25 protein-coding genes and 1 pseudogene are annotated in these 23748 nt (G+C 66.8%); 12 read left to right on the top strand and 14 right to left on the bottom strand.

All coding sequences use genetic code 11. From position 1 onward, the window contains the following. Positions 1-93: 93 nt before the first annotated feature. From J4O73_RS20350 to J4O73_RS20365, 4 genes are all read left to right on the top strand, one after another. The gene (locus J4O73_RS20350) at positions 94-1461 is read left to right on the top strand and encodes a glutamate--cysteine ligase (RefSeq protein WP_426220330.1); all 1368 of its coding nucleotides are present in this window, start codon (positions 94-96) and stop codon (positions 1459-1461) included. Between the two features lie 101 nt (positions 1462-1562). Then, the gene (locus tag J4O73_RS20355) at positions 1563-1982 is read left to right on the top strand and encodes a hypothetical protein (RefSeq protein ID WP_426220331.1); all 420 of its coding nucleotides are present in this window, start codon (positions 1563-1565) and stop codon (positions 1980-1982) included. A gap of 75 nt (positions 1983-2057) precedes the next feature. Continuing rightward, positions 2058-2309, top strand: coding sequence for a sulfurtransferase TusA family protein (locus tag J4O73_RS20360; RefSeq protein ID WP_426220332.1), 252 nt, complete (start codon positions 2058-2060; stop codon positions 2307-2309). Between the two features lie 45 nt (positions 2310-2354). Next, positions 2355-2927 carry an NUDIX domain-containing protein gene (locus tag J4O73_RS20365; RefSeq protein ID WP_426220333.1) on the top strand — a complete coding sequence of 191 codons (573 nt, stop codon included), beginning with the start codon at positions 2355-2357 and terminating at the stop codon, positions 2925-2927. 53 nt (positions 2928-2980) lie between these two features. Here the strand turns inward: J4O73_RS20365 and J4O73_RS20370 are convergent, their stop codons facing one another. From J4O73_RS20370 to selD, 4 genes are all read right to left on the bottom strand, one after another. After that, positions 2981-4459, bottom strand: coding sequence for a GumC family protein (locus J4O73_RS20370; RefSeq protein ID WP_426220335.1), 1479 nt, complete (start codon positions 4457-4459; stop codon positions 2981-2983). Between the two features lie 205 nt (positions 4460-4664). Then, entirely contained in the window at positions 4665-5750 is a 1086-nt protein-coding gene (locus J4O73_RS20375; RefSeq protein WP_426220381.1) for a glycosyltransferase, read from the bottom strand. After that, positions 5750-7669, bottom strand: a complete 1920-nt coding sequence (locus tag J4O73_RS20380) for a glycosyltransferase (protein ID WP_426220337.1) — start codon at positions 7667-7669, stop codon at positions 5750-5752. Before J4O73_RS20380 ends, J4O73_RS20375 begins: the two co-directional genes overlap by 1 nt. A gap of 180 nt (positions 7670-7849) precedes the next feature. Then, positions 7850-8896, bottom strand: coding sequence for a selenide, water dikinase SelD (gene selD, locus J4O73_RS20385; protein ID WP_426220339.1), 1047 nt, complete (start codon positions 8894-8896; stop codon positions 7850-7852). Between the two features lie 113 nt (positions 8897-9009). Here selD and J4O73_RS20390 point away from each other — a divergent pair, with 113 nt between their 5' ends. The 3 genes from J4O73_RS20390 (at position 9010) to J4O73_RS20400 (ending at position 10204) form a co-directional block, all read left to right on the top strand. Then, complete coding sequence (locus J4O73_RS20390) at positions 9010-9531, top strand: metallophosphoesterase (protein ID WP_426220341.1); 522 nt, start codon at positions 9010-9012, stop codon at positions 9529-9531. A 158-nt stretch (positions 9532-9689) separates the two neighbouring features. After that, positions 9690-9971 carry a hypothetical protein gene (locus tag J4O73_RS20395; protein WP_378975438.1) on the top strand — a complete coding sequence of 94 codons (282 nt, stop codon included), beginning with the start codon at positions 9690-9692 and terminating at the stop codon, positions 9969-9971. A gap of 110 nt (positions 9972-10081) precedes the next feature. Then, positions 10082-10204: a hypothetical protein gene (locus tag J4O73_RS20400; protein WP_378969820.1), complete on the top strand. Its 123-nt coding sequence runs from the start codon at positions 10082-10084 to the stop codon at positions 10202-10204. Between the two features lie 43 nt (positions 10205-10247). On the opposite strand, the gene J4O73_RS20405 is transcribed toward J4O73_RS20400, so the two are convergent. After that, the gene (locus J4O73_RS20405; protein WP_426220343.1) at positions 10248-10499 is read right to left on the bottom strand and encodes a hypothetical protein; all 252 of its coding nucleotides are present in this window, start codon (positions 10497-10499) and stop codon (positions 10248-10250) included. Between the two features lie 429 nt (positions 10500-10928). Between J4O73_RS20405 and flaF the strand changes: the two genes are divergently transcribed. Next, positions 10929-11291, top strand: a complete 363-nt coding sequence (flaF, locus tag J4O73_RS20410) for a flagellar biosynthesis regulator FlaF (protein WP_426220345.1) — start codon at positions 10929-10931, stop codon at positions 11289-11291. A 49-nt stretch (positions 11292-11340) separates the two neighbouring features. Here the strand turns inward: flaF and J4O73_RS20415 are convergent, their stop codons facing one another. Beyond that, positions 11341-11763, bottom strand: a complete 423-nt coding sequence (locus J4O73_RS20415) for a flagellar biosynthesis repressor FlbT (RefSeq protein WP_426220347.1) — start codon at positions 11761-11763, stop codon at positions 11341-11343. Between the two features lie 272 nt (positions 11764-12035). Between J4O73_RS20415 and J4O73_RS20420 the strand changes: the two genes are divergently transcribed. Both J4O73_RS20420 and J4O73_RS20425 read left to right on the top strand, forming a co-directional pair. Beyond that, on the top strand, positions 12036-13226 hold the full coding sequence (locus J4O73_RS20420; RefSeq protein ID WP_426220349.1) for a flagellin: 1191 nt from the start codon (positions 12036-12038) through the stop codon (positions 13224-13226). 200 nt (positions 13227-13426) lie between these two features. Beyond that, on the top strand, positions 13427-14626 hold the full coding sequence (locus tag J4O73_RS20425; RefSeq protein WP_426220351.1) for a flagellin: 1200 nt from the start codon (positions 13427-13429) through the stop codon (positions 14624-14626). Between the two features lie 5 nt (positions 14627-14631). Here J4O73_RS20425 and senA read toward each other — a convergent pair whose 3' ends face one another. Beyond that, positions 14632-15996 carry a selenoneine synthase SenA gene (gene senA / locus J4O73_RS20430; RefSeq protein WP_426220353.1) on the bottom strand — a complete coding sequence of 455 codons (1365 nt, stop codon included), beginning with the start codon at positions 15994-15996 and terminating at the stop codon, positions 14632-14634. Here senA and senB point away from each other — a divergent pair. Then, complete coding sequence (senB, locus tag J4O73_RS20435) at positions 15971-16921, top strand: selenoneine biosynthesis selenosugar synthase SenB (protein WP_426220355.1); 951 nt, start codon at positions 15971-15973, stop codon at positions 16919-16921. The two genes, senA and senB, sit on opposite strands and share 26 nt — an antisense overlap. A 2-nt stretch (positions 16922-16923) precedes the next feature. Here senB and J4O73_RS20440 read toward each other — a convergent pair whose 3' ends face one another. From J4O73_RS20440 to J4O73_RS20460, 5 genes are all read right to left on the bottom strand, one after another. Further along, positions 16924-17622 carry a ribonuclease activity regulator RraA gene (locus J4O73_RS20440; RefSeq protein ID WP_426220357.1) on the bottom strand — a complete coding sequence of 233 codons (699 nt, stop codon included), beginning with the start codon at positions 17620-17622 and terminating at the stop codon, positions 16924-16926. Positions 17623-17760: 138 nt separating this feature from the next. After that, positions 17761-18012: a molybdopterin converting factor subunit 1 gene (gene moaD, locus J4O73_RS20445; protein WP_426220358.1), complete on the bottom strand. Its 252-nt coding sequence runs from the start codon at positions 18010-18012 to the stop codon at positions 17761-17763. Positions 18013-18019: 7 nt separating this feature from the next. Next, positions 18020-18619 carry a CDP-diacylglycerol--glycerol-3-phosphate 3-phosphatidyltransferase gene (pgsA, locus tag J4O73_RS20450; RefSeq protein ID WP_426220359.1) on the bottom strand — a complete coding sequence of 200 codons (600 nt, stop codon included), beginning with the start codon at positions 18617-18619 and terminating at the stop codon, positions 18020-18022. A gap of 64 nt (positions 18620-18683) precedes the next feature. Beyond that, the gene (uvrC, locus tag J4O73_RS20455; RefSeq protein WP_426220360.1) at positions 18684-20750 is read right to left on the bottom strand and encodes an excinuclease ABC subunit UvrC; all 2067 of its coding nucleotides are present in this window, start codon (positions 20748-20750) and stop codon (positions 18684-18686) included. A 49-nt stretch (positions 20751-20799) separates the two neighbouring features. Continuing rightward, a complete protein-coding gene (locus tag J4O73_RS20460) occupies positions 20800-21504 on the bottom strand; it encodes a protein phosphatase CheZ (protein ID WP_426220362.1) in 705 nt (234 codons plus the stop codon). 316 nt (positions 21505-21820) lie between these two features. On the opposite strand from J4O73_RS20460, the gene J4O73_RS20465 reads away from it, so the two are divergent. Beyond that, positions 21821-22597, top strand: coding sequence for a L,D-transpeptidase (locus tag J4O73_RS20465; RefSeq protein ID WP_426220364.1), 777 nt, complete (start codon positions 21821-21823; stop codon positions 22595-22597). A gap of 77 nt (positions 22598-22674) precedes the next feature. Here J4O73_RS20465 and J4O73_RS20470 read toward each other — a convergent pair whose 3' ends face one another. Together J4O73_RS20470 and J4O73_RS20475 are read right to left on the bottom strand one after the other, a co-directional pair. Further along, positions 22675-23427: a DUF2076 domain-containing protein gene (locus tag J4O73_RS20470; RefSeq protein ID WP_426220366.1), complete on the bottom strand. Its 753-nt coding sequence runs from the start codon at positions 23425-23427 to the stop codon at positions 22675-22677. A gap of 197 nt (positions 23428-23624) precedes the next feature. Then, positions 23625-23748 (bottom strand): annotated as a pseudogene (locus J4O73_RS20475) (porin family protein); the annotation flags it as partial.

A 23748-nucleotide genomic window follows, 5' to 3' on the forward strand; every position in this document is an offset into this window, starting at 1 on the left:
GTCCCGGTATCGGGGCGAGATATAGCCGGGCGGGACGACCGGGCGACCGGCGCGCCGCCATCCGAACGTTCAGATTTCCTGGGTGGGCAGCGCATGGCGCGCGACTCCGATGACACGACGCCGCTGACCTCGCGCGCCGAACTGATCGAGTGGTTCGCCGCCGGCGAGAAACCGCGCGAGCGCTTCGCCATCGGCACGGAGCACGAGAAGATCCCGTTCTACTCGGCCGACCGCCGCCCGGTGCCTTATGCAGGCGAGGCCGGGATCGGCGCGCTGCTGGACGGACTCGGCCGCGAGACCGGCTGGGAGCCGATCACCGATCGCGGTGCCGTCATCGGGCTGGCGGCGAGCGAGGGCGGCGCGATCTCGATCGAGCCCGGCGGCCAGTTCGAGCTGTCAGGCGCAGCCCTGCCGGACGTTCATGCCACGGCGGCCGAACTCGCGACGCATCTCGATGCGGTCAAGCGCGTGGCCGATCCGATGGGGATCAAGTTCCTCACCCTCGGCATGAGCCCGAAATGGCGGCGGGACGAGACGCCCGTCATGCCCAAGAGCCGCTACAAGATCATGGCGGGCTACATGCCGAAGGTCGGCAGCCTCGGCCTCGACATGATGCTCCGCACCGCCACCGTGCAGGTGAACCTCGATTTCCGCTCCGAGGACGACATGGCGCGCAAGATGCGCGCGTCCCTCGCCCTCCAACCGGTGGCGACCGCCCTGTTCGCCAACTCGCCCTTCACGGACGGGCGTCCGAACGGTTTCCTGTCCCGCCGCTCGGAGATCTGGCGCGATACCGACGGCGACCGCACCGGGATGCTGCCCTTCGCATTCGAGTCGGGCTTCGGCTACGAAGCCTATGCTGATTGGCTACTCGACATGCCGATGTACTTCGTGAAGCGCGGCGACACCTATCACGACGTGTCGGGCGCCTCGTTCCGCGACCTGATGGAAGGCCGCCTGCCGCAATTGCCAGGCGAGCGGGCCACGATGTCGGACTGGGTGAACCACGCCTCCACCGCCTTCCCCGAGGTCAGGCTCAAGCGTTTCCTCGAAATGCGCGGCGCCGATGTCGGCGGGCCCGACATGATCGCGGCGCAGGCCGCGTTCTGGGTCGGACTTCTCTACGACGAGGGCGCCCTCGATGCGGCCCTGGACCTCGTGAAGGGCTGGACCGCGTCGCAGCGCGAGGCTGCTCGTGCCACGGCGCCGCGCCTCGGCCTCGCCACGCCGATCGCCAAGCGGACCCTCGGCGAGGTCGCTGCCGAAGCTCTGGCCATCGCCCGCTCGGGGCTCAAGGCCCGCGCACGCCGCGATGCCAACGGCCATGACGAGACAGGCTATCTCCAGCCTTTGGAGATGATCGTGGCTGCCGGACGCACCCGGGCACAAGATCTGCTCGACGCGTACGAGTCCCGCTGGGAAACGTCAGTCGATCCCGCCTTCAGCGAGTGCGTATTTTAATCCTGATCTCGGGTGCGGCAGACGGGCGCGAAATTTCAGGTGGAACGACTTGGTAGGACTCGTGGTTTTGGGTCCGACACGTTCAACTGAAGGACAAAGCCATGTCTCGCATCGCTACCTTCGCCGTCGGCACGGTCACGTCGCTGGCGCTGGTCGCCGGTACGCTCACCACGGCTCAGGCGGCTCCGCTGCCGGCTCAGAGCGCCGTGAAGGTCGCCGGTGAAAACACCACCGTCGATCATGTCCGCTATCGCGGCTACGGCTATGGGTACGGCTACCGCCGCGGCTACGGCGGCCGGGCCGCTGGTGCCCTCGCGGCGGGTGCCGCCCTCGGCATCATCGGCGGCGCGCTCGCTGCCAGCGCCGCCCCGCGCTACGGCTACTATGATAACGGCTACGCCCCGTCCTACGGCTATGGCTACGCCCCGGTTCGCAGCTACGGCTATGGCTACCCGGCCTATGGCTATGGCGGCTACGGCGGCGGTTACGGCGGTTACGGCGGCGGCTACTACGGCTGGTAAGGCGGCCCTGGCCGTCGCGCCAACTCGTGGCTAAGCACTCCCCGTCCCGGTTCGCTCCGGGGCGGGGAGTTTTGCATGAGCGATCCCGCCGAGATCCTTCTCGACCTCGCCGGTCTGAAATGCCCGCTGCCGGTGCTGCGCACGCGCAAGGCGATGCGCGCGCTGCAGGAGGGGGGCCGCCTCACCGTGGTCTGCACTGATCCGATGGCGGCCATCGACATCCCGAATCTCGTGCGGGAGGAGGGCGCCCGGCTGGATCGCACACAGCGCGATGGAGACGAATTGCGCTTCGCCATCACCGTCTTCGCGATGCCGCCGCATTCTTGATCGATCCGCTCACTCTCACGAAGAGTTGCGGAGCGGTCGGACAGAATGCCAGCACAGATCGGCGGCGTGCGCGTCGTCCACGACGGGTGGGCGCGCTTCCTCGTGGCGGAAGTGATCCAGGCAGACGGAACGCGGCTCAGCCGCGAGGTCGAAGATCACGGCCGTGCCGTCTGCGTCCTTCCTTACGATCCCGAGCGCCGCGTCGCGACCCTCGTGTCCCAGGTGCGGGCGGCCCTTCTCTATGCGGGCGGTCCCGAGAGCATTCTCGAAGCGCCCGCCGGTCTTCTGGAGGACGAAGAACCGGAAGAGGGCGCCCGGCGGGAGACGGTAGAGGAGGCCGGCCTGCGACTCGGTCCGTTCGATCCCGTTGCGAGCGCCTGGACGATGCCGGGCCTCTCGACCGAGCGCATGGACCTGTTCCTGGCGTCCTATTCGAGCGCGGACCGGGTCGGCCAGGGCGGCGGTGCGGGGAACGACGGCGAGGCGGTCACCGTCCACGAACTCCCCCTGTCGGAACTCACGTCCATGGCCGCGCGCGGCGCGCTGACGGACATGAAGACCCTGGTCCTCTTGTTCGCCCTGCAACTGCGCAGGCCCGAACTGTTCGCCGGACAATGAAAAACGCCGGGGCGAAGCTCGCCCCGGCGCCTGTTTCGACTGGACGTATAGGCTCAGGCGTCGGCGGCACGCAGGCTGCGCCCGGTGGGCTGGCTGGCCTGACGCAGGGAGCGGCGGCGGTCGGCATCGGCGCCCAGGAGCAGGGCGACGCCAGCGCCGATGGCGAGGCCGAGCAGCAGGGCCACCGGCAGCACGATCTTCGGCGAGGGCGGGAAGGTCCGCTGAAGGGCGGGCGTTGCCACCGAGATGATGCGCACGTTGGTTGTGTTCAGGCGCTCCTGCTCGCTCGCCTCGCGCGAGCGGCGCAGATAGGCCTCGTACACGCCCTTGCGGGCTTCCAGGGTGCGTTCCAACTCGCGCAGGCCGACATAGGCGCGGTCGCTGACGGTCGTCTCGGTCTTCACCCGGTCGAGGCTGGAGCGGATCGCGGCCTCGCTGGCGGCGGCGCGGTCGTAATCCTTCTGGAGCGTGTCGATGATGCGCTCCTTCTCCCGCTGAATCAGCCGCTGAAGGTCGCGCTGCTGGGCGTATTGCTCGGCCATGGCCGGATGGCGCTCGCCGAGGCGCGTGGCGAGTTCGGCGGTATTGCGCGAGAGCGTCGCGTATTGCTGCCGCAGCGCCTGCATTTCCAGGGATTGCAGCATCTCGGGCAGGGCCGTGCTCGGGTCGGAGGAGCGCATCTTGCGAGCCTGCTCCAAGCGGGCCTTCGACTCGGCCGTCTTGATTGAGGAGCCGACGAGCTGCTGGTTCAGGTCCCCAAGCTGCTGGTCGGTCAGCAGACGTCCGCTCGACGCGACGAGGCGATGTTCCTCGCGGTAGCGGACCACCTGCCGCTCCGCGTCCTCGACGTCGCGCTTCAGGTTGGCGAGGCGGCCGGCCAACGCGTCGGAGGCGCGCTTGGCCGAATCCATGCGGGCGGAGGTCTCCTCGGCGAAATAGGCGTCGCCGATCGCGTTGGCGATCCTGGCGGCCTTGGCGGGATCGCGGGACTGGACCGCCACATCGATCACGAAGGTACGCTCGGGGCGGCGGACGATCATGTTCCGCTGCAGAATGTCGAGGGCGATATTGGTCGGGTCTCGGCTCACCTCGGGGGGAAGCGTACCCATGATGCCGCGGAGCCAATGCGTCAGCGGGTTGCTGCTGTCGCCTCTCACGAACTCCTCGTCCTGATCGAGGTGCAGCTTTTCCACCACCCGGCGCAGGACGTTGTCCGACTGGATCACGCGCACTTGGCTTTCGGCGATGGACACACCGCTATCCGCCTGAGGGGCACGGGCATTCACGTCGTTCTCCACGACGCGCAGATCGGTCGGATCGACGAGGATCTGAATATTCGACGTGTAGCTGGGCGTCAGCAGACCCAGCACCACCACCGCCAGGGCCGCCATGAGCAGGCCGCCCAGAATGATGAACGGTGAGCCGCGCCACAGGCGCCGCGCGATGGTCCGCGCATCGGGACGGGCCGGAGCCACCTCCGGAAGAACCATACGCACCGGCTCGCCGCTGATGCGTGTCGAGAAGTCGAACATACGCCTCGCTCCTTGACCTTTCGTCTCGTCGCTCGCGTCCCGCCATGGAACAGTACGTTCCATTTTGAGACAGTTGAACTACTATGACGACTTACTCAAGACCGTTGTCGCAAGCGCCGTACCGCGCCCTATACGTCAAAGGCCAGTTAAACGACCCCTCCGCCGGCCCGCCGATGCGCCTTGTCGGCGCGGACGGGGGCCCGCCTCAGGGAATCATGGAATCCGGTGCCGCATAGGCGCGCGGATCACCGTCGAGCAGGGCGAGCAGGCGGGCGGCATCCCCCGCCGCCATCCCGTTCCACCGCTCGACATTGGCTCGCGCCGCCTGAGCGGCCTCGGAAAATTCGTGAGAGCCGGTCCAGGCCGCGATCGCCCGCGCGCTGGCGTCGACCGCGTCCGGACGGATCAGCAAGCCGGACTGACCGAGCGCCTCGCGGAAGACCGGCGCGTCCGGCGCAATCACCGGCAGCCCACCGTGTTGGACCTCGAGCAGCGGCAGGCCGAGGCCCTCCGCCTTCGATGTTGAGAGCAGGGCGTGGCAGGTTTCCGCCAGGGCCATAAGCTCGGAATCCGGCAGGTAGCCGTGCATGTGCAGATAGGACGGCGGCGAATCGAGGAAGTCGTGCCGACCCCAGCCCTTGCGCCCCACAAGATGCAGTTCGGCGGGGACGCCGATGCTGTTCAAGGCTTCGACGATGGCGAGGGAGGCCGGGTAGTTCTTGCGCGGTTCGACGGTGCCGATGGCGAGCAGGCGCAGCGGATCGCTCGGGTTGCGCGGGCCGGGCCCACGCCGCTCGGCGAGGCTGAACACGTCGCGCACCGGCGGGCGCAGCAGGAAAACGCCCGCTTCCGGTGAGCAGTAGCGCCGCAGATCCTCGCCCGTGGTCCGGCTGTTGACGAACAGGTTGCGGCCCCAGCGCATCGCCAGCGCGAAGGCCGGGCTGAGATAGACCCGGCTGCGCAGGCTCAGATCCTCCGGGCGGCTCAGGAGGAACGTGTCGTGGATGTAGAGCAGGCAGCGCGCCGCGGCCGGCGCACAGAGAGGCGCAGGCGGGAAGCCGGGGAAGATGAACAGGGCCTCCTGATCCCGCAGGGCGGTCAGCGGCAGGCCGACTTGCTGACGCGCGATCATTCCCGGTAGCGACCGGCTGACCACGGGACGGACCTCGTGCGGCGCGAGGCTTTCCGGCGAGAACAGATCGAGCGTGACGCGCTCGATCCCCGTGACGCGCTTCCGGATATGCGTCTGGTCGAGATAGATCCGCTGCCGACGGGAGACGATGCCGTGCATCACGACGCCCTCCGGCGAAGCGCGTCGGCGAGGTATAGGCAACGGCGCACGAAGAGCGGCATCCGCCGCCCGAGGACGGCCTGCTTCGTCCGCCGCAGGCGGCGAACGATCGGCGAGGACGACGCCTGCACGGTCCCTTCCGCCCCACGCAGCCGCTGGGCTGCGAAAGGAAAATGCCCGAGCATGGCGGGTGCGAAGAGCGTCCGCTCCGCCCCGTCTGCGATCAGTCCGCGCTCGCGCAGGATCGCGTCGAGGGACAGCACGGCGGCGGCGGGGCTGAAGCGGTTCTCCAGAGCGATCCGCGCGAAGGCGCCGAGCCTCGTCCGCGCGGCTTCGTCGGCGACCAGATCGGCGAGAGCTTCGGCCAATGCGCCGGGGCGCATTTCCACGAGACGCCCGGACACGCCGTCGATGACCGAGGTGGTGAGGCCGGATGTCCGATAAGCGAGGGTCGGCACGCCGCAGAGTCCGGCCTCGATCGGCGTCTGGCCCAGGGTCTCGTGGCGGCTCGCGGTGACATGGAGGTCGCAGGCGCCGTACCAGGCCGCCAGTTGTTCCTCGCTTGCGATGAGGCCCGGCGCAAAGAGGTTGCCGATTCCGAGCTTCGCCGGATCATCGAGCCGCCCGATGGCGACCACGCCGACCCCCGGTCGCGCGACCGCGCGCAGGGCGTCCCGCAGGTCGGCGAAGCCCTTGTCCGGACCATCGACGATGACCGAGGACACGAGGATAAGCACGTCGCTTTCGGGCAGGCCGAGGCGGCGGCGCAGGGCAGCTTTGTCACCGGGCCGGAAGATGCCGGTCGGGAAGGCGAGGCTCATGGGCCGCGTCACCGCCGAGGCAGGGGCGAGCGCTTCGCTCCGCGCCCTGGTCCAGGCCGAGTTGGCGAGCAGCAGCGGTCCCGCTTCGGCACCGAGCACCGCGCACTTGCGGCGGTGCATCCCCGCGATGCGGTTGGGCGCCAGTGGCGGATACTCGTCCGGTGTGGGGCAGGTGGCGTCGCAGCCGCTCTCGGCCCGGGTGCAATCGCGCGGGTGGCAGCACCGGCCGGTGAGCGGGAAGAGATCGTGCAGGACGAGGGCGGTCGGGTGCGCGCTCGCCAGCCGCCCGACCACGTCGAGGCTGCGGGTCGCGCCGTGGACGTTGCCGATCAGCACGAAGTCCGGGGCCTTGGCGGCGATGCGTGCTTCTACCTCGGGGAAGGAATCGGTCCACTCGGCGGCGGCCGGGCGGTCGCTCAGGATGTCTTCGCTGACCGCATGGTGCGCCAGTGCCAGAGCATCCGAAAGCCGACGGTGGGCGACACCTGCCCCGCCCACGGTGCCCGTCCCGGTCAGGGAGACGATGGTCAGAGGCTTCGAGACTTGTCCGGCCTGTCCACGATGCAGGACGACGGGGCGCCCGATCCGGGCCTTGGCCGCTGCAGGAAGTGCAGCCCACGCGCTCGTGAGGTCCGCTTCGCCCGTCAGCGTGCCCGGCGCCCAGAGGATTTCGCCGCCGATCGCATCGGGGTGCCCGGTGAGGGAGGGCACGTCGAGGCCGCTGACCGCCTCGTCATAGAGTACACGCAGCCCCGCGACGGCCAAGGCACCCCTGTGCGCCATCTCGAAGGCCAGGGCCGTAAGTGCGCCCGGTGCCAGCATGTCGTGCTCGCGCAGGACGAGCGTCGCACAGGCGTCGTTCTGGGAAAGCAAATCCGCCAGGGTCGCGGGGGTGTAGGTGTCGTGCCGGTGCTCGGGATAATCCTGTCCGGCCAGGGAGGCCGCCATCTCCGGCGTGGATCCGGCGGGCGACAGCACGCGGATCACTGGCCAGGGGCGACCGTCCGGAAGGAACTCCGGGCGCAGGGCACGCGCCGGGGCCGGGCCGAAAGGCCAGCCCGTGACGCCGCACGCCGGAGAGGTGAAGGATCCCGACAAACCGGATGACCACTCGCTCGCGCCGATCCCGTCTTGGACAGTCCAAGGCGGTGCCGGTGCAATCCTCGCCGCGCCCGACCCTGACGGCCATCGGCCTAGCGATCATAGTAAAGCGCGGGTTTCCAGGCTTTTATAATCGTAAGTCGTGAAGATATTCTGTCCAACCATCGGTTAGGGTGGCTAAGCGAGGACGCGAATGCGCGGTGCGCCTTCCTCCATCCGGCCGATCACCGCTGCCGCCGGGTAACCCGCCGCGCGGATGCGCTCCAATATCGCCGAGGCGTGGTCCGGTGCGCAGGACACGAGGAGGCCGCCGGAGGTCTGCGGATCGGTCAGCAGGTGGCGCCGCCAATCCGGCAACCCCTCCGGCAGGTCGACGCTGCCTCCAAAGGCCGCCCAGTTCCGGTGCGAGGCGCCCGTGACGAAGCCATCCCGCGCCAATCCCTCCGCCTGCGGCAGGAGAGGGAGGGCATCGGCTTCCAGCACGAGGGTGAGACCCGCGCCGCGCGCGAGTTCGAGCCCGTGGCCCAGGATGCCGAAGCCGGTCACGTCCGTGATGGCATGGACTGCCTGATCCTCGGCGAGTTCGGTGCCGACGCGGTTGAGCAGCGTGGTGGTGGCGATGAAATCGCGATACCCCGTCTCGTCCAAAGCCTCTCGCTTGATCGCCGCCGAGTAGACGCCCACGCCCACGGGTTTCGTGAGGATCAGCGCATCCCCCGCCTTCGCGTCGGCGTTCCGCCGTACGGCCTCACGGCGGCAGGTGCCGATGACGGCGAGGCCGTAGATCGGCTCCGGTGTATCGATGGAATGCCCTCCCGCCACGGGGATCCCGGCCTCGCCGCATTTCTCGGCCCCGCCGCGCAGGATCTTGGCGACCACCTCGGGGGCGATCTTGCCGACCGGCATGCCCAGGATCGCCAGAGCCAGAAGCGGGCGCCCGCCCATGGCATAGACATCGGAAATGGCGTTCGTGGCAGCGATCCGCCCGAAATCGGCGGGGTCATCCACCATGGGCGTGAAGAAGTCTGTCGTGGCGATGATGCAGGTGCCATCCTCCTGCTCCCACACGGCGGCATCGTCGGCGGTCTCGTTGCCGACGAGGAGCTGTTCGAACCGGGCCGAGGCGGGCTGATCGGCGAGGAGCTTGCGCAGCACCTCCGGGTCGAGCTTGCACCCGCAACCGCCGCCATGGGCAAGGCTCGTAAGACGGGGGCTGTCGGTCATGGCATGGCTCCTTCGGATCGCGCCCCTCGCGGGGGCGTTCGCCTGTGGCGGCAACGTAGTGCGGCGGCGCCGGGACGGATACCGTGCCCGTCGCCGCGCTGAGGGAGACGAGGGTGACGATCTATTTCACCGCCGACACGCATTTCGGCGACCCCCGAGCGCTCCGGTTCGATCACCGGCCTTTCCCGGATCTCGATGCCCATGACGAGGGCCTGATCGAGGCGTGGAATGCGGTGGTCGCGCCGGGCGACACCGTCTGGCACCTCGGTGACTTCGCCCTCGGCCCTCCGCCCGAGCGGATCGCGGAGATCCTCGGTCGGTTAAACGGTGAGAAGCACCTCATTTCGGGCAACAACGATTGTCCCGCGACGCTGGCGGCGTCCGGCTGGGCCTCCGTCCAGGCTTACGCAGAGATCGTGGTCGATGATCGTCCGCTCGTGCTCTGCCACTACGCATTCCGCACCTGGAATGGCGGCGGGCGCGGCTCGATCAATCTTCACGGGCATTCACACGGCGCGCTGGCGCCGATCCCGAGACAATACGATGTCGGCGTCGATCCGATGGGCTTCCGGCCGGTCGATCTGGCAACCATCCTGATCTCCCGCCGCCGTGGTGCACCGCGAAGCCGACCCTGAAAATGAGGAACCCTTCGCGCAGCTTCACCGTTGAGCGAACATAAGACGGGGCGGCGTAGATCTGCTCAAGATCTCGTCAGCTTTCCTTGTGTGTACGTTCACCATCAGTCGATATCATGCGCACCTTCAGATCAAATCTTTCGGCCAGCCTGCTCGGCATGATCGTCGGTTCGGTCGCCGCGACCTCGGTCCTGGCGGCGCCTGCCTGCATCGAGGCGCGCAGGAAGGTCGATGAGGCGGCGGCCCTGCGCCACCAAGTGCGTCAGGACATGCGCCTCGGCGATCACGACCGGGTCTGCGATACCCTCGACGAGATCGGGGATCGCTACAACGATGCCCGCGATGCTTTCGAAGATTGTGGCCAGGGTGTCATCGCGATCGATCTTCGTGACGAGTTGCGGCAATTGCGCATTGCAAAGAAGATTAACCGTTGCGACTGAGAATGCAGCGAATTGTCTAGAGTCGTGTGCTGACGCACAGCGGCATGAACCATCCTCCAACATTCACATGCAACGGACGGCCTGACGGCCTCCGGGGAGCCTGTTCGATCATGTCCGAAGCCACGACCCAGACCGCCGTCGTCAACGGCCCGTCCTTCGCCGCTGCCCTGTGCGGCTTCGTGAGTTCCATGGTGGCCGCTTCGGCCCTGGTCCTTCTGCTCGTCGCGCTCTGAGGCGAAACCCCTGGCCCCCTGTGATCCGGGGGCGGTCCGGCCATCAGGGCACTACGGACCAGAAACGCTGCCGGTTGAACAGGATGTCTTGAACCTTGTTCACCGATGCCGTCGTCACCGGTTCAGGTCGGCATTGCGGCTCTGGCGGGCGCGTGGATGCCGCCGCCGTCGTGATTGGCAGAGGCGCCGAGACCAGCCCGAGCTTGGTCTGCAACTCGGGCTGACGCGCCGCAGCGATCGTCAGGGTTCCGGCGATAAGGGCACCCGCCACCGCGCCGAGGGAAAAGTTCAACATACGCGTTACGACCCGTTGGGTCTCGATCTGCGGCCTGTTCGCCTTTTTGCCCGATATGTCGGCTGCAAGATGGCGGCACGGGGCCGATCCCGAGAATGTGACCCTGCCTCAGCATGAGGGGGGATCCTTGCGTTTCCGTGAAGTGCTGGAGCGCGTGGCACTGCTAAAGTTCATCGGTGCGCGCGCAATGCAATCTCAAGAGGCAGTAAAGGCAGAGGTTGTACTGTACAGGTTGTAGTTTCGGCTTCTTCAGTTCAAGCTTGGCGCGCTATAACAGAACGCGGAATTTTCTTGGAATTTCGGCACGTACCGGTAACCGAATTTCGGGTTCTCACGACAAACTCAGCAGCAAACTCACGCGTCCTTAACTGGTATGGCGCGACAAGTCGGCACGTCCGCCCGATTTCGCATCGCCAACCGAGGATTGCGATGAGCTACGCCGCAAACGCCTATGCCAAAACCTCGCGCAGCGTTCTCACCCCGCGAGAGGCGGAATCGGCAGTGCTGACCAAGGCAGCGCAGCGCCTCCAGATGGTGCGCGATGATTGGGCGAACCAGTCGGGCGAACTCGTTGCAGCCCTGAACTTCAATCAGAAGGTCTGGACGATCCTGGCGACCGCCGCGACCGATACGGCCAACCCGCTCCCCGCCGATGTGAAACAGGGCGTGGCCAATTTGGCCGTCTATGTGTTCCGGCAGATGATCGACACCATGGCCGAGCCCGCTCCGGAAAAGCTCACCTCGATCATTTCGATCAATCTGAACCTCGCCGCGGGCCTCGCGGGTCGCTGAGGCCGGGACGTCTCCCCCGCGCGGAACCGGAGCCGGTTCGGCTGGGGTATCAAGGCGCGTCGGCCGTCTCGGCCTTCGCGGTGTTGCCTTCAAGAAGAGAGCGCAGCTGCGCCTCGTAGGCGAGCAAATCCTTCCCCCGCTTCAGGGCGCGGTACAAGTCGCCGCCCTGCACTTGCTCGTAGATCGCCGCAATGTAGGGTTTCGTGCTCGGGGCCGCCTCCATCAGGGCGTTGGCCTGTTCGACGAAGCTGTTCTCCGCGAGCGTCGCATCATCCGCGAGATACATCAGCGTCAGCGCGAAATAGAGCCTCTTGCACGGCGTGTCGGCTTCCGACTCCGTGATGATGTCGCTTTCGCGCAGGAACTTCGTGTTGGTCTCGATCACAAAGGTAGAGCGGCGCGGGCCGTTGCGGATCGCGGCATTGCCGATGATCAGCCGCTCGTCGGGCTTCAGCTCGATTTTCAGGGGCATGATGCGACATCCCACGCAGGCTGCCCCTTGGTAGGCACGGCGACGTTAACGTTGCGCTAACCCTGCCGACCCGTCGGGACGAGAGCCGAGTGTCGCCGATCGCAATCTGGGCTGCAATACGGGCTGCATTGTCAATCCATTAACTGAGTTTACCTGGAGAGGCTCGTTCCGACAAAAGCAAATGTCCGTTTTAAGACAGTAGTAAGTCGGCTGGTTCGAAATGATGGCCGTCTCCAAAACGGAGGCGCATCAACCAGAATGGATACGACGTCATGTCGAACGGCGTTACTCTCACCGCTGCTACCCGTCAGAACCTGCTGTCGCTGCAGGATACGGCGTCTCTGACGGCCACCACCCAGAACCGCCTTGCCACCGGCAAGAAGGTCTCCTCGGCCCTCGACAACCCGGTCACCTTCTTCACCTCGCAGGCCCTCGACCAGCGGTCGGGCGATCTGTCGAGCCTCCTCGACGGCATCTCCAACGGCGTGCAGGCGATCCAGGCGGCCAACCAGGGCATCACCTCCATCCAGAAGCTGGTGGATCAGGCCAAGTCCGTCGCCAACCAGGCGATCTCGACCCAGATCACCACCACGGGCACGGCCTCGACGGCGTTCAGCGCCAACACGACGGCCGCCACGACCATCAATCTGTTCGTGAACGGCACCTCGACCTCGGCCACCATCCCGACCAGCGCCACGATCGATCAGGCCATCACGGCCCTCAACACGGCGGTCGGCGCGGGTAGCTTCTCGAAGGACTCGACCGGCACCAAGATCGTGATGAACGCGAGCTCGGACGTCGAGTTCAACACCACCACCGACCAGACGAACCTCGGCTTCGCCGCCGGTTCGGGCTCGACCACGGCCTACGGCGCCACCACCGCCGTGGCGCAGAGCTCGGATCTCACGGTCTCGGGCGTGTCCGCTCGTTCCGCCCTCGCGACGCAGTACAACAGCCTGCTGACCCAGATCGATCAGCTGGCTGGCGACGCGAGCTTCAACGGCACGAACCTGATCGGCGGTAAGGGCACCAACAACAACCTGACGATCAACTTCAACGCCAAGGGCAACTCGAACCTCACGGTCACCGCGACCGATGAGACTTCGAACGGTCTCGGCCTGAAGGCCATCACCGGCAGCTCCGCCGCCGGCACGGTGGGTCAGGGCAACTTCCTGCTCAACAAGGACATCAACACCACCCTGAACAACCTGACCACGGCGTCGAACCAGCTCCGGTCCGACTCCTCGACCTTCGGCTCGGCCCTGTCGGTCGTGCAGAACCGTCAGGACTTCACCAAGAACCTGATCAACGTGCTCGACACGGGCTCCGCGAACCTGACGAACGCCGACCTCAACGCTGAGGCGGCGAACTCCCAGGCTCTCTCGACCCGCCAGTCGCTGGGCATCTCCGCCCTGTCGCTCGCCAACCAGGCTCAGCAGGGTATCCTCCAGCTCCTCCGCTAATCGAAGCGCCGGGACCGGAAAACTACCATAGATGCGGCCGGCGCTTTGCGCCGGCCGTTTTCTTTTGTGCCATTTGCCGCGCAGCATCTTTTTCTAAGAAGAACGTCGGAAAAGCTGCTTAACGCTTCGGAAAGCATGTTCGTGATCTGATTGGGATAACGCGTGGATAGCTCGCGTATCCATCTATCGGAATCACGCCCATGTCGTCCGACATTACCCTCACCGCAGCGACCCGCCAGAACCTCCTCTCGCTGCAGGACACCGCAGCCATCCAGGCGACCACGCAGGGCCGCTTGTCGACGGGTAAGAAGGTCTCCTCCGCCCTCGACAATCCGGTCACGTTCTTTACCTCGCAGTCGCTGAATCAGCGCTCGGGCGACCTGGCGAGCCTGCTCGACGGTATCTCCAACGGGATCCAGACGATCCAGGCCGCCAACCAGGGCATCACCTCGATCCAGAAACTCGTGGATCAGGCGAAGTCGGTGGCGAACCAAGCCCTCGCCACGCAGATCACCACCACCGGCTCGGCTTCGACGGCCTTCACCACCCCGAACACGACCGCCACCACGACCATCAACCTGTTCGTGAACGGCACCTCGACCTCGGCGGTGCTGCCGACAAGCGCGACCATCGATCAGGCGGTCCTGGCCCTGAACAGCGTGGTCGGCCCCGGCAGCTTCTCGAAGGACACGACGGGCACGAAGATCGTCATGAACGCGAGCGCGGATATCGAGTTCGCGACCTCGGGCGATCAGACCAAGCTCGGCTTCAGCGCCGGCTCCGGTACGGGCGCGAGCTACGGCTCCACGGTCGCGGCTCCGCAGAGCTCCGACCTCATCGTCAACGGCGTCGCGGGCCGGGCCGCCCTTGCGAGCCAGTACAACAGCCTGCTGACGCAGATCGACCAGCTTGCGTCCGACGCCAGCTACAACGGTGTGAACCTGATCGCGGGCAAGGGCACGAACAACAACCTGACGATCAACTTCAACCCGAAGGGCAATTCAAGCCTGATCGTCCAGTCCACGGATGAGACCTCGAACGGCCTCGGCCTCCAGGCGATCACCACCACGTCGGCGGGGACCGGCGGCCTCTATGGCCAGGGCAGCTTCCTGCTGAACACCGACATCAACAACACGCTGACCGGCCTGACCAAGGCGTCCAACCAGCTTCGTACCGATTCCTCGACCTTCGGATCGAATCTGTCGGTGGTGCAGAATCGCCAGGACTTCACCAAGAACTTGGTCAACGTGCTCGACACGGGCTCCGCGAACCTGACGAACGCCGACCTCAACGCCGAGGCGGCGAACTCTCAGGCCCTCTCGACCCGTCAGTCGCTGGGCATCTCCGCCCTGTCGCTCGCCAACCAGGCTCAGCAGGGCATCCTTCAGCTTCTGCGATAAGCACTTTAGACGGCTACGGTCCGGAAACCGGCGAGCACATCGCGGCGCTCCGGGCTGAAGAAGTTGCGGTACATCCCCGTCACCATGCGGGCGCGGGTCGCCCAGGCCCCGCCCCGCAGCACTTTCCGCGAGCCGAAAGACGGCTCGGAATAGTCGGCGTAAGCGTCCGGCGCGAAGCCGGGGTAGGGGAGGAACGGGCTCTCCGTCCATTCCCAGACATTGCCGATCATCTGGCGGCACCCCCAAGGGCTGTCTCCCTCCGGATGGGCGGAGACATCCACCGTGCCGAGCCGCAGACCATCGAGATTGGCCAGGATCCGGTCAGGCGCAGCCTCGCCCCAGGGGTAGGTGCGTTTCGTCGTCGCGAGGCCGCCTTCCGGCTCGCGCGCTCCGATCGCCGCTGCCTCCCATTCCGCCTCGCTCGGAAGGCGGCGCCCCGCCCAGCGGCACCAGGCCCGTGCCTCGTGCCAATTCACGTGAATTACCGGACGATGCGGCTTCAGCGGCGCATCGGCATCGAACTCGCGGACCATCCAGCTATTGCCGTCGCGGCGCCAGTAGAGCGGATGCTCAGCGCCGCTTTCCGCGAGCCACGCCTGTCCCGTCTCATCCCAATGGCGCCGTTCGCGGTATCCGCCATCCTCGACGAAGGCGGCGAACTCCGCGTTGGTGACCGGCGCCCTCGCGATGCGGAACGGCGCGATGTCTACGGGATGCGCCCATTTCTCGTTGTCGAAGACGAAGTGGGCCGCTTCCCGCTCGGCTCCGAGCCGCAAGAGGCCGCCGCCGACCTCCACATCTCCTGGGAGCGGACCGGCTTCCGCCTCGCCGGTGAGGGCTGCCGCGAAGGTGGGGCGAGGCTGGCCGAGGGTCTGCCGGGTGTAGGTGAAGGCCTCGGCGTGCATGTCCTCGTGCAAACCGACCAAGCGGTAGAGATAAGCCTCGTGCGGCTCCGGCTCCCGCCCGTCGATCCGGTCGGCGAGGGCCGATTGGACGCTGTCCATGTAGCCGAGCGTCTCGGCCAAACTGGGCAAAGGCAGGTCCCAGCGCGTTGCGTGGGGCACGGCGGCCGAATCATACAGGGCGTCCGCATCCGCCCTCAGGGGAGGGCGCCCGTCGAGCCCACGCAGAATGAAGTGCTCATGAAACCACGCGAGATGCCCGATCTCCCAGAGCAGTGGGTTCACGATCGACAGGCGGGGTCCCATCAGGGCCTCATCATCGAGGCCATCGATCAGTTCGAGGGTCCGCGCGCGGGCATCCTTCAGCGCGGCCATCAGGTCGGATCCCGTCGCTGTCCGTATCCCGTCCATCGCCGTACCTCCGCGCAAGCTGCGGTCTGACATGCGCATCGCCATCGCCACACCCATTGCCGCCACACGCCGCACCGGCAACCGCGCCACGGCGACGCGGTGGGCCGGGTTCCTCGGCGATCTCGGGCATGAAGCCCTGATCAACCCACCGTCCACCTTGGACGCGGACGCGCTGATCGCGCTCCATGCCTGGCGGAGCGCCGGAGCCGTGGCGAAATTCCGTGCGGCCTATCCCAACCGGCCGGTCGTGGTCGTGCTGACCGGCACCGACCTTTACCACTTTCTCGCGAGCGAACCGGAGGCGACCCTGCGCAGCCTCGATCTCGCGGACCGGCTGGTCGGTCTCCACGATGAGGTTGCGCGAGCCCTGCCCGAGCGATTCCGCCCCAAGTTGCGGGTGATCCACCAATCAGCACGGGGACGAGCCAATCGCGAGGCGCCCGATCCCGACATCTTCGAAGTGCTCGTCGTCGGGCATTTGCGGCCCGAAAAGGACCCGTTCCGCACGGCACGCGCGGCGCGCCACCTCAGGCAGGATTCGCGGATCCGCGTGGTGCATCTCGGTGGGGCGCACGAGCCCGCCTGGGCCGAGACCGCCCGCACCGAGATGCAGGAGAATCCGCGTTACGTCTGGCTTGGCGATTGTCCCTCGTCGCGGGTCCGGCGGCACATGGCCCGTGCCCGATTGATGGTGCTGTCCTCGCTCATGGAGGGCGGTGCGAATGTCATCTCTGAGGCGGTCGTATCCGGTCTGCCGGTCCTGGCCTCGCGGATCGACGGTTCGGTCGGGCTTCTGGGCCCGGATTATCCGGGCTACTTCCCGCCGAGCGATACGAACGCCCTGGCCCGGCTGCTCGCCCACGCCGAGGACGAGCCCGCCTTTCTCGGCCGTCTCACTGCGGCCTGCGCGGAGAGGGAGCCCCTGTTCCGGCCGGAGCGGGAGCGCGAGAAGCTCGGCGCATTGCTCGACGAGCTTCGATAGCTTTACTTTTTCGAGGCCTCGTAGCGGGCCTTGTTCTCGGCGTTCGGCGGATAGAGTCCAGGCAAGGCTGCGCCGCGCCCGACCTCGTCCATGATCCAGCCTTCGAACCGCTCCTGCTCGGGGGCGAGTTCGAGGACCGTGTCGATCAGGGCCGCGGGGATCAGCACGGCGCCATCCGCATCGGCGACCACGACATCATCGGAGAAGACTGCGACGCCGCCGCAGGCGATGGGCTGCTGCCAGCCGACGAAGGTCAGGCCGGCGACGGAGGGCGGTGCGGCCGCGCCCTGGCACCAGACCGGCAGGCCGGTGCCCAGCACGCCCGACAGGTCCCGCACCACGCCATCGGACACGAGGCCCGCGACGCCCTTCTTCGCCATGCGCGCGCAGAGGATGTCACCGAAGATGCCCGCATCGGTCACACCCATGGCATCGACCACGGCGATGCATCCCTCCGGCATCGCCTCGATGGCGGCACGGGTGGAGGTGGGGGACGACCACGATTCGGGTGTGGCGAGGTCCTCTCGCGCGGGAACGAAGCGCAAGGTGAAGGCACGGCCAACGAGTCGCGGCTGGTCCGGCCGCAAGGGCCGGGTACCGCGCATCCAGACGTTGCGCAGGCCCTTCTTCAAGAGAATCGTGGTGATCGTGGCGGTGGTGACGCCCGACAGCGTCTCGACGATCCGCGCATCGTTCGACATCTGCGATCACTCTTTCATTTCGGGCACGCTAGCCCTGGTGCATCGATCCAGACGGAGGCGTCAGCTACGCCTAAGAAATCGATGCAAGAACAAAAAGCTAGGGCAGGGACGCACGAACGGGGTGAGCGTGCGCCCGCACTAGCCACCGGTCATCGGCGGAAAGAACGCGATCTCGCCAGCCCCGGCAATGGGCGCATCGGGCTTGGCGTGAACGCGGTCGATCGCCGCGCGCACGATACCCGGGTTCTCGAAGGCGTGGGCGTATTCCTCGCCTCGTCCCGCCAGCCACCGGGCGAGATCGGCCACGGTAACGACGTCCGGCGGGGGATCGAGGGTTTCCTCGGCCCGGCCAATCCGCTCGCGGACCCAGGCGAAATAGACGAGCTTCATCCCAATTCTATCGCGGATCGTTGATGACGTGACGGATGCCCGCCCGCATGTAGTCCCACCCGGTCCAAATGGTGAGGGCGGCGGCAAGCCACAGGAGGGCGAGGCCGATGGCCTGCGTGCCCGGCAGGATGCTCTCGCCCGCCGGTCCAGCCACGAGGAAGCCCAGGGCGATCAACTGCACCGTCGTCTTCCATTTGGCGATCCGGCTGACCGGCACGCCGACCTTCAACTCCGCGAGGTATTCGCGCAATCCCGAAACCAGCACCTCACGGCACAGGATGACGACCGCTGCCCAGACCGAGGGGCCGGTGATCGTGTGGTCGGCGGCGAGCATCAGGAGACAAGCGGCCACCAGCAGCTTGTCGGCGATCGGGTCGAGCATCCGGCCCAGTGCCGAGCTCTGTTGGTAGGTCCGCGCCACGTAACCGTCGAGGTAATCGGTCACGGCGGCGACGACGAACACGACGAAGGCCACGGAGCGGGCGGTGGTCGAGTCCGGGTAGAACAGGAGCGCGACCATCACCGGCACAGCGACGAGCCGCCCATAGGTCAGGCAGTTCGCCAGGTTCCAGGCCGGTGAGCGTCGCCGGGGCAGGACGGCGTTCATAGGGGGGGTGAAATCAGAGCGCGGCAATCCCGTCAACGGCTCGGCTCCATTCTCGCGCTCTGGATCAGGCGCCGGCATGAAAGAAGTCGTAGACGGCGCGGGCCGTCGCCGCATTCACGCCCGGCGTCTTGGCCAGATCCTCGTATGCGGCGCGTTCGATCGCTTTCACCGTTCCGAAATGGTGGAGCAGCGCGCGCTTTCGAGAGGGTCCGACCCCGGCAATCTCATCCAGCGGGTTCTTGATCATCTCACGCTTCCGTTTCGCCCGATGCGTGCCGATGGCGAAACGGTGTGCTTCGTCGCGCAGGCGTTGAATGAAATAGAGCGTCGGATCACGCGGCGGCAGTTTGAAGGGCGGCTTGCCCGGCACGAAAAACGTCTCGCGTCCGGCATCGCGGTCGCGACCCTTGGCGATGCCGACCAGGGGCACATCCTCGACGCCGATGGCCGCGATGGCGGTACGCGCGGCTTCCAATTGACCCTTGCCGCCGTCGATCAGCACGAGGTCGGGCCAAGCGGGGAATGCATCGGCATCGGAGTCCTCCGGCATGGGGGCCGGTTCGGGGGCGCCGCCCTCGGCCTCGGCCATTGCAGCTTCGGGGGCGTTGCGGGGCGCCTCCTTCACCAGCCGCTTGAAGCGGCGCTGAAGCACCTCGCGCATCATCCCGAAATCGTCGCCGGGGGTCAGCTCCTCCGACTTGATGTTGAAGGTGCGGTAGTACTGCTTCATGAACCCGGTCGGCCCGGCGACGATCATTCCGCCGACCGCGTTCGTGCCCATGATGTGGGAGTTGTCGTAGACCTCGACCCGGCGCGGCGGCTTCTCCATTCCCAGCGCCTGCCCAAGGGCGGCCAGCAGCTTGCCCTGGGAGGCCGTATCCGCGAGCCGACGGGCCAAGGCCTCCTTGGCGTTGCGCTGGGCGTAATCCACGAGGTTCTTGCGCTCGCCGCGCATCGGCTTGTGGATCTCGACCCGGTAATCGACCCGGCTCGACAGAGCGGCGCCCACCAGCTCGGCATCCTCCACCACGTGGCTCGTCAGTACGACGCGGGGTGCAGGCTTATCGTCGTAGAACTGGCCGATGAACGAGCCCAGCACCTCGTCCGCCGTCATGCTGCGGTCGGCTTTCGGGAAGTAGGCGCGGTTGCCCCAGTTCTGGAAGTTGCGGAAGAAGAACACCTCGATGCAGAACTGCCCGGCCTGCTCGTCCAGCGCGAACACATCGGCTTCTTCCACGCCCTGCGTGTTGACGCCTTGCACGCCCTGGATGGCGGACAGGGCGGCGATGCGGTCTCGAAACCGGGCGGCCCGCTCGAATTCCAGCGCTTCGGAAGCCTCCTGCATCTCCGTCCGCATCCGGTCCTTCACGGCATTCGACTTGCCGGCCAGGAAGGCGCGGGCGGAATCCGCCATCGCGGCGTAATCCTCCGTGCTGATCTCCCCGGTGCAGGGACCCGAGCACCGCTTGATCTGGAACAGCAGGCAGGGCCGCGTGCGGTTCTCGTAATAGCTGTCGGTGCAGGTGCGCAGGAGGAAGGCCCGCTGCAGAGCATTCACGGTGCGGTTCACCGCCCAGACGCTGGCGAAGGGGCCATAGTAATTCCCCTTCCGCCGCCGCGCGCCGCGATGCTTCACGATCTGCGGCGCGGGCCCGTCATCCGTGACGAGGATGTAGGGGAAGGACTTGTCGTCCCGCATCAGCACGTTGAAGCGGGGCTTCAACTGCTTGATCAGGTTGGCTTCGAGAAGCAGCGCCTCGGTTTCGGTGGCGGTGGTGACGAACTCCATCGCCGCCGTCTGCGAGATCATCCGCGCAATGCGGTTCGAATGCGCCTGGCCCCGCGCATAGGAGCCGACGCGCGCCTTCAGGTTCTTCGCCTTGCCGACATAGAGGACGTCGCCCTTGTGGTCGAACATCCGGTACACGCCCGGTGAGGGCGGCAGGGTCGACCAGAAGCGACGGATGACCTCCGTCCCCGCCTGCACCGCCCCCGGTTCGAGATCGAAGTCGATCTCGGGAGAGGGATCGGCCGTAAGGGAGACCTCCGACTCGTCGGCATCTTCCATCTCGGCCGCGCGGCCGTCGTCGAAGGTGTCCGGTGGCAGGTCGTTGAGGGCTCTGCGGCTCATCCCGCGAATGTAGGCGCTTTCCGGCGCCCGTGCATCGCGGAGTTGACGATCAATCGAACAGAGCGTCGATATCCGACTGATCGACGTGGCCCGGATCGTCGGGCAGCTTCGGCCCGTTGAGCAGGCTGGCGTCGCCGAGATCCTCCGGCGCGGCTTCGGAGGCCACGAGATCGCGGAAGCTGTCGAGGGCGGACCAAGCCGCGATCACGCGGTCGAGATGCTCCTCGATGAACTTCATGACCTGGACGATCTTGCTGATGCGCTGACCGGTCAGATCCTGGAAGTTGCAGGCCTCGTAGGCCTGAATCACCTGTTCGAGGATCGCGTCCACATGGGGGCGCGCATCGGCCGACAACTGGAGCGAGCGCAGCACCGAGGCGCGGCTCTCGACATCCTCGACCACGGTGAGCAGCGTCGATGTGGCGCGCTCGGTGGATTCGACGACCGCATCGAGCTCGTCGGCGGCGCGGCGCATGCCCTTGCCGGTTGCGTCGGAGCGGTGAAGCGCGGCGAGGTCGGCCTTCGTGCGGACGATGGCGTCCTTCATCGCGTCGAGTTCGCCGCGCATGGCGAGAGCGTCGTTCAGCTCCTTGCGACAAGCCTCCACGGTCTCGCTGGCGCTCATCTGCATGATGCGCTTCAGATCGCCGATGGCTGCGAGGATCTCATCCGTGCGGCCAGTCTCGGGCAACTCGATGGCCGCCGGAGTTTCGATGCCCAGGCTCTGCTCGATACGGTAGCGTTTGGTCTTCATCGGTCGGCTGACGGCCTGCGCTTGCTCGAATGGTGCAGATTTGACGGAAAACCCTTAGCGGACCGTGACCAAGGACCTCAGAACCCTAACGGTCGGCCTGAGTTCCCCGGGGCACGGTCGCCCAATACTGAATAGCGTCTGAAGCGAAGCAATTAGCGGTTGATTCACGCTAAAATCTTCCGCTCGTGGAATAGGACGCCGAAGTAAGCGGTTTACCATAATCATTGACGCGAATTCGCAGGATCGCGGTCGATGTTTCCCGCACAGGACGGAAGAGGTCCGCTGCGGAGTGGCTGCGATGAGGTCTGAAAGGGGAATGGCGGTTGCCGGCTTGCTGCTGGCGTCCGTAATGTGCGGGCCGGCTTCGGCTCAGCAGGCCCGTTACGCCGAGGCATCCTCGACGGGCGGCTATGGCGGCGGCCTGATCGAGTATCTCGTGACCGGCCGTGCCGATTCCCGCACCCGGCCGACATGGCCGCAGCCCGGCTTGGCCCCGCGTCGGCAGGCTTCGCTCTCGCACGACGACCGTGTGCCGCCCTACGGCGAGCCCTCGACGATGCCTTTCGCAGCGCCGATCACCGCCTTCGAGCCGTCGGCTCCCGTCGAGACCTACGTGCAGCAGCAGGAATACCGCGTTCAGCGCGAAATGGACCCGAGCTACCTCCGTCAGGAGGTCGCCTTCGACGGCCCCCAGCGGCCCGGCACCATCGTGGTCGACACGGCCTCCAAGCACCTCTTCCTCGTGCAACCGGGGCACCGGGCGATCCGCTACGGCATCGGCGTCGGGCGGCCGGGCTTCTCGTGGAGCGGCCTGAAAACCGTGAGCCGCAAGGCCGAGTGGCCGGATTGGATTCCCCCGGCCGAGATGCTGGCCCGGCGGCCCGATCTACCGCGCCACATGGCGGGCGGCCCGGCGAACCCGCTCGGCGCGCGCGCGCTGTATCTCGGCTCGTCCCTCTACCGGATCCACGGCACGAACGAGCCGCACACGATCGGTCGCAACGTGTCCTCCGGTTGCATCCGCATGATGAACGAGGACGTGATCGATCTTTACGGACGCGTCCCGGTGGGCACGCGGGTCGAGGTGCTCTGATCGATCCACGCGCATGAAAAAGGGCCCGGCTGGAAACAGCCGGGCCCTTTTCGTTTCAGGTCATCGAGGCGAGGCGATCAGGTCCAATCGCTGTCGTCGCCACCGCCCAGGTCGCCGCCGAAATCGCCGCCGCCCTGGTCGCTCCACCCGGCATCCTGGAAGCCGCCGTCGCCGCCGAGGGCGGAGCCGAGGTCGGAATTGCCGGCGCTGTCGCCGTAGTAGTTGTTCACGACGGTCTCACCGCCGCCGCCGAGCCCCGCCGAAGCGGCGCTGCCCAGCGACGAGTGACCGCCCGCGAAGGCGTTGGAGAGGGCGCTACCGAGCAACATGCCGCCCGCCGCGCCTGCCGCCATCGGCAGTGCGGTGGCGAGGAAGCCGCCACCACGGGCCGGGGCACCCTGCTGACCGGCCCACGGACCGCCCTGCTGAGGATACCCACCCTGCTGGGGCGGGTAACCGCCTTGCTGCGGGTAGCCCTGCTGAGGCGCGTAACCGGGCTGCTGGCCGCCCCAGGCGCCGCCGGGACGCTGCTGCGGCTCCGGCGGGCGCTGCGAGCCGCCACCACCGAAGATGCTCGACAGGAAGCCACCACCGCCGCCCGCGGATTGCGAGGACGCCGACTGGCGCTTCGCCTCTTCGAGCTGCTGGTTGAGGCTCTTGATCGCCTCTTCCTGCACGTAGATCAGCTGGGCCATCGCGTAGGGCGCATAAGGCTGCGCGCGGATCTTCTCGGCGATGAACCGCTCGGCATCGGCGTCGCGCGGCTGGCTCTGGGCCTGCTGCAGACGCTGGAAGATACCGGAGATGATATCGCGTTCCTCGCTGTTCATCGGAACCTCCTCGGATCGAGCGCACAACCGGCGGCGCACCGCTCGGCTTGCGCAGGACATGGGAACGCGGCGACGCTTTGTCAGGGGCGTCTTTCAAAATCTTCGTGCGCGCGCGGAGGGATGAAAACAAAAAGCCCGGCCGTGCGGCCGGGCTTCGAAGGTGGAAGGCCGCGGCCGAAGCCGCGGCGATGCCGGTCTTAGTACGAGCCGAACTTGTAGTTCACGCCGGCGCGGACGACGGCGAACTCGGTGTCGCGGCGGTTGTTGGCCGGGCCGGAGACCAGGGTCACGCCCGGGGAGGTGGTGGTGATGGTCTGGCCG

Origin of the sequence: Methylobacterium sp. NFXW15 (genome assembly GCF_049887755.1) — a bacterium.
Classification (GTDB): Bacteria; Pseudomonadota; Alphaproteobacteria; order Rhizobiales; family Beijerinckiaceae; genus Methylobacterium.

What these genes read in the sequence shown, in the direction of transcription:
- J4O73_RS20350 (WP_426220330.1), top strand. Translation starts at nt 94, where the DNA reads ATGGCGCGCGACTCCGATGACACGACGCCGCTGACCTCGCGCGCCGAA.
- J4O73_RS20355 (WP_426220331.1), top strand. Translation starts at nt 1,563, where the DNA reads ATGTCTCGCATCGCTACCTTCGCCGTCGGCACGGTCACGTCGCTGGCG.
- J4O73_RS20360 (WP_426220332.1), top strand. Translation starts at nt 2,058, where the DNA reads ATGAGCGATCCCGCCGAGATCCTTCTCGACCTCGCCGGTCTGAAATGC.
- J4O73_RS20365 (WP_426220333.1), top strand. Translation starts at nt 2,355, where the DNA reads ATGCCAGCACAGATCGGCGGCGTGCGCGTCGTCCACGACGGGTGGGCG.
- J4O73_RS20370 (WP_426220335.1), bottom strand. Translation starts at nt 4,459, where the DNA reads ATGTTCGACTTCTCGACACGCATCAGCGGCGAGCCGGTGCGTATGGTT.
- J4O73_RS20375 (WP_426220381.1), bottom strand. Translation starts at nt 5,750, where the DNA reads ATGCACGGCATCGTCTCCCGTCGGCAGCGGATCTATCTCGACCAGACG.
- selD (WP_426220339.1), bottom strand. Translation starts at nt 8,896, where the DNA reads ATGACCGACAGCCCCCGTCTTACGAGCCTTGCCCATGGCGGCGGTTGC.
- J4O73_RS20395 (WP_378975438.1), top strand. Translation starts at nt 9,690, where the DNA reads ATGATCGTCGGTTCGGTCGCCGCGACCTCGGTCCTGGCGGCGCCTGCC.
- J4O73_RS20400 (WP_378969820.1), top strand. Translation starts at nt 10,082, where the DNA reads ATGTCCGAAGCCACGACCCAGACCGCCGTCGTCAACGGCCCGTCCTTC.
- J4O73_RS20405 (WP_426220343.1), bottom strand. Translation starts at nt 10,499, where the DNA reads ATGTTGAACTTTTCCCTCGGCGCGGTGGCGGGTGCCCTTATCGCCGGA.
- flaF (WP_426220345.1), top strand. Translation starts at nt 10,929, where the DNA reads ATGAGCTACGCCGCAAACGCCTATGCCAAAACCTCGCGCAGCGTTCTC.
- J4O73_RS20415 (WP_426220347.1), bottom strand. Translation starts at nt 11,763, where the DNA reads ATGCCCCTGAAAATCGAGCTGAAGCCCGACGAGCGGCTGATCATCGGC.
- J4O73_RS20420 (WP_426220349.1), top strand. Translation starts at nt 12,036, where the DNA reads ATGTCGAACGGCGTTACTCTCACCGCTGCTACCCGTCAGAACCTGCTG.
- J4O73_RS20425 (WP_426220351.1), top strand. Translation starts at nt 13,427, where the DNA reads ATGTCGTCCGACATTACCCTCACCGCAGCGACCCGCCAGAACCTCCTC.
- senB (WP_426220355.1), top strand. Translation starts at nt 15,971, where the DNA reads ATGCGCATCGCCATCGCCACACCCATTGCCGCCACACGCCGCACCGGC.
- senA (WP_426220353.1), bottom strand. Translation starts at nt 15,996, where the DNA reads ATGGGTGTGGCGATGGCGATGCGCATGTCAGACCGCAGCTTGCGCGGA.
- J4O73_RS20440 (WP_426220357.1), bottom strand. Translation starts at nt 17,622, where the DNA reads ATGTCGAACGATGCGCGGATCGTCGAGACGCTGTCGGGCGTCACCACC.
- moaD (WP_426220358.1), bottom strand. Translation starts at nt 18,012, where the DNA reads ATGAAGCTCGTCTATTTCGCCTGGGTCCGCGAGCGGATTGGCCGGGCC.
- pgsA (WP_426220359.1), bottom strand. Translation starts at nt 18,619, where the DNA reads ATGAACGCCGTCCTGCCCCGGCGACGCTCACCGGCCTGGAACCTGGCG.
- uvrC (WP_426220360.1), bottom strand. Translation starts at nt 20,750, where the DNA reads ATGAGCCGCAGAGCCCTCAACGACCTGCCACCGGACACCTTCGACGAC.
- J4O73_RS20460 (WP_426220362.1), bottom strand. Translation starts at nt 21,504, where the DNA reads ATGAAGACCAAACGCTACCGTATCGAGCAGAGCCTGGGCATCGAAACT.
- J4O73_RS20465 (WP_426220364.1), top strand. Translation starts at nt 21,821, where the DNA reads ATGGCGGTTGCCGGCTTGCTGCTGGCGTCCGTAATGTGCGGGCCGGCT.
- J4O73_RS20470 (WP_426220366.1), bottom strand. Translation starts at nt 23,427, where the DNA reads ATGAACAGCGAGGAACGCGATATCATCTCCGGTATCTTCCAGCGTCTG.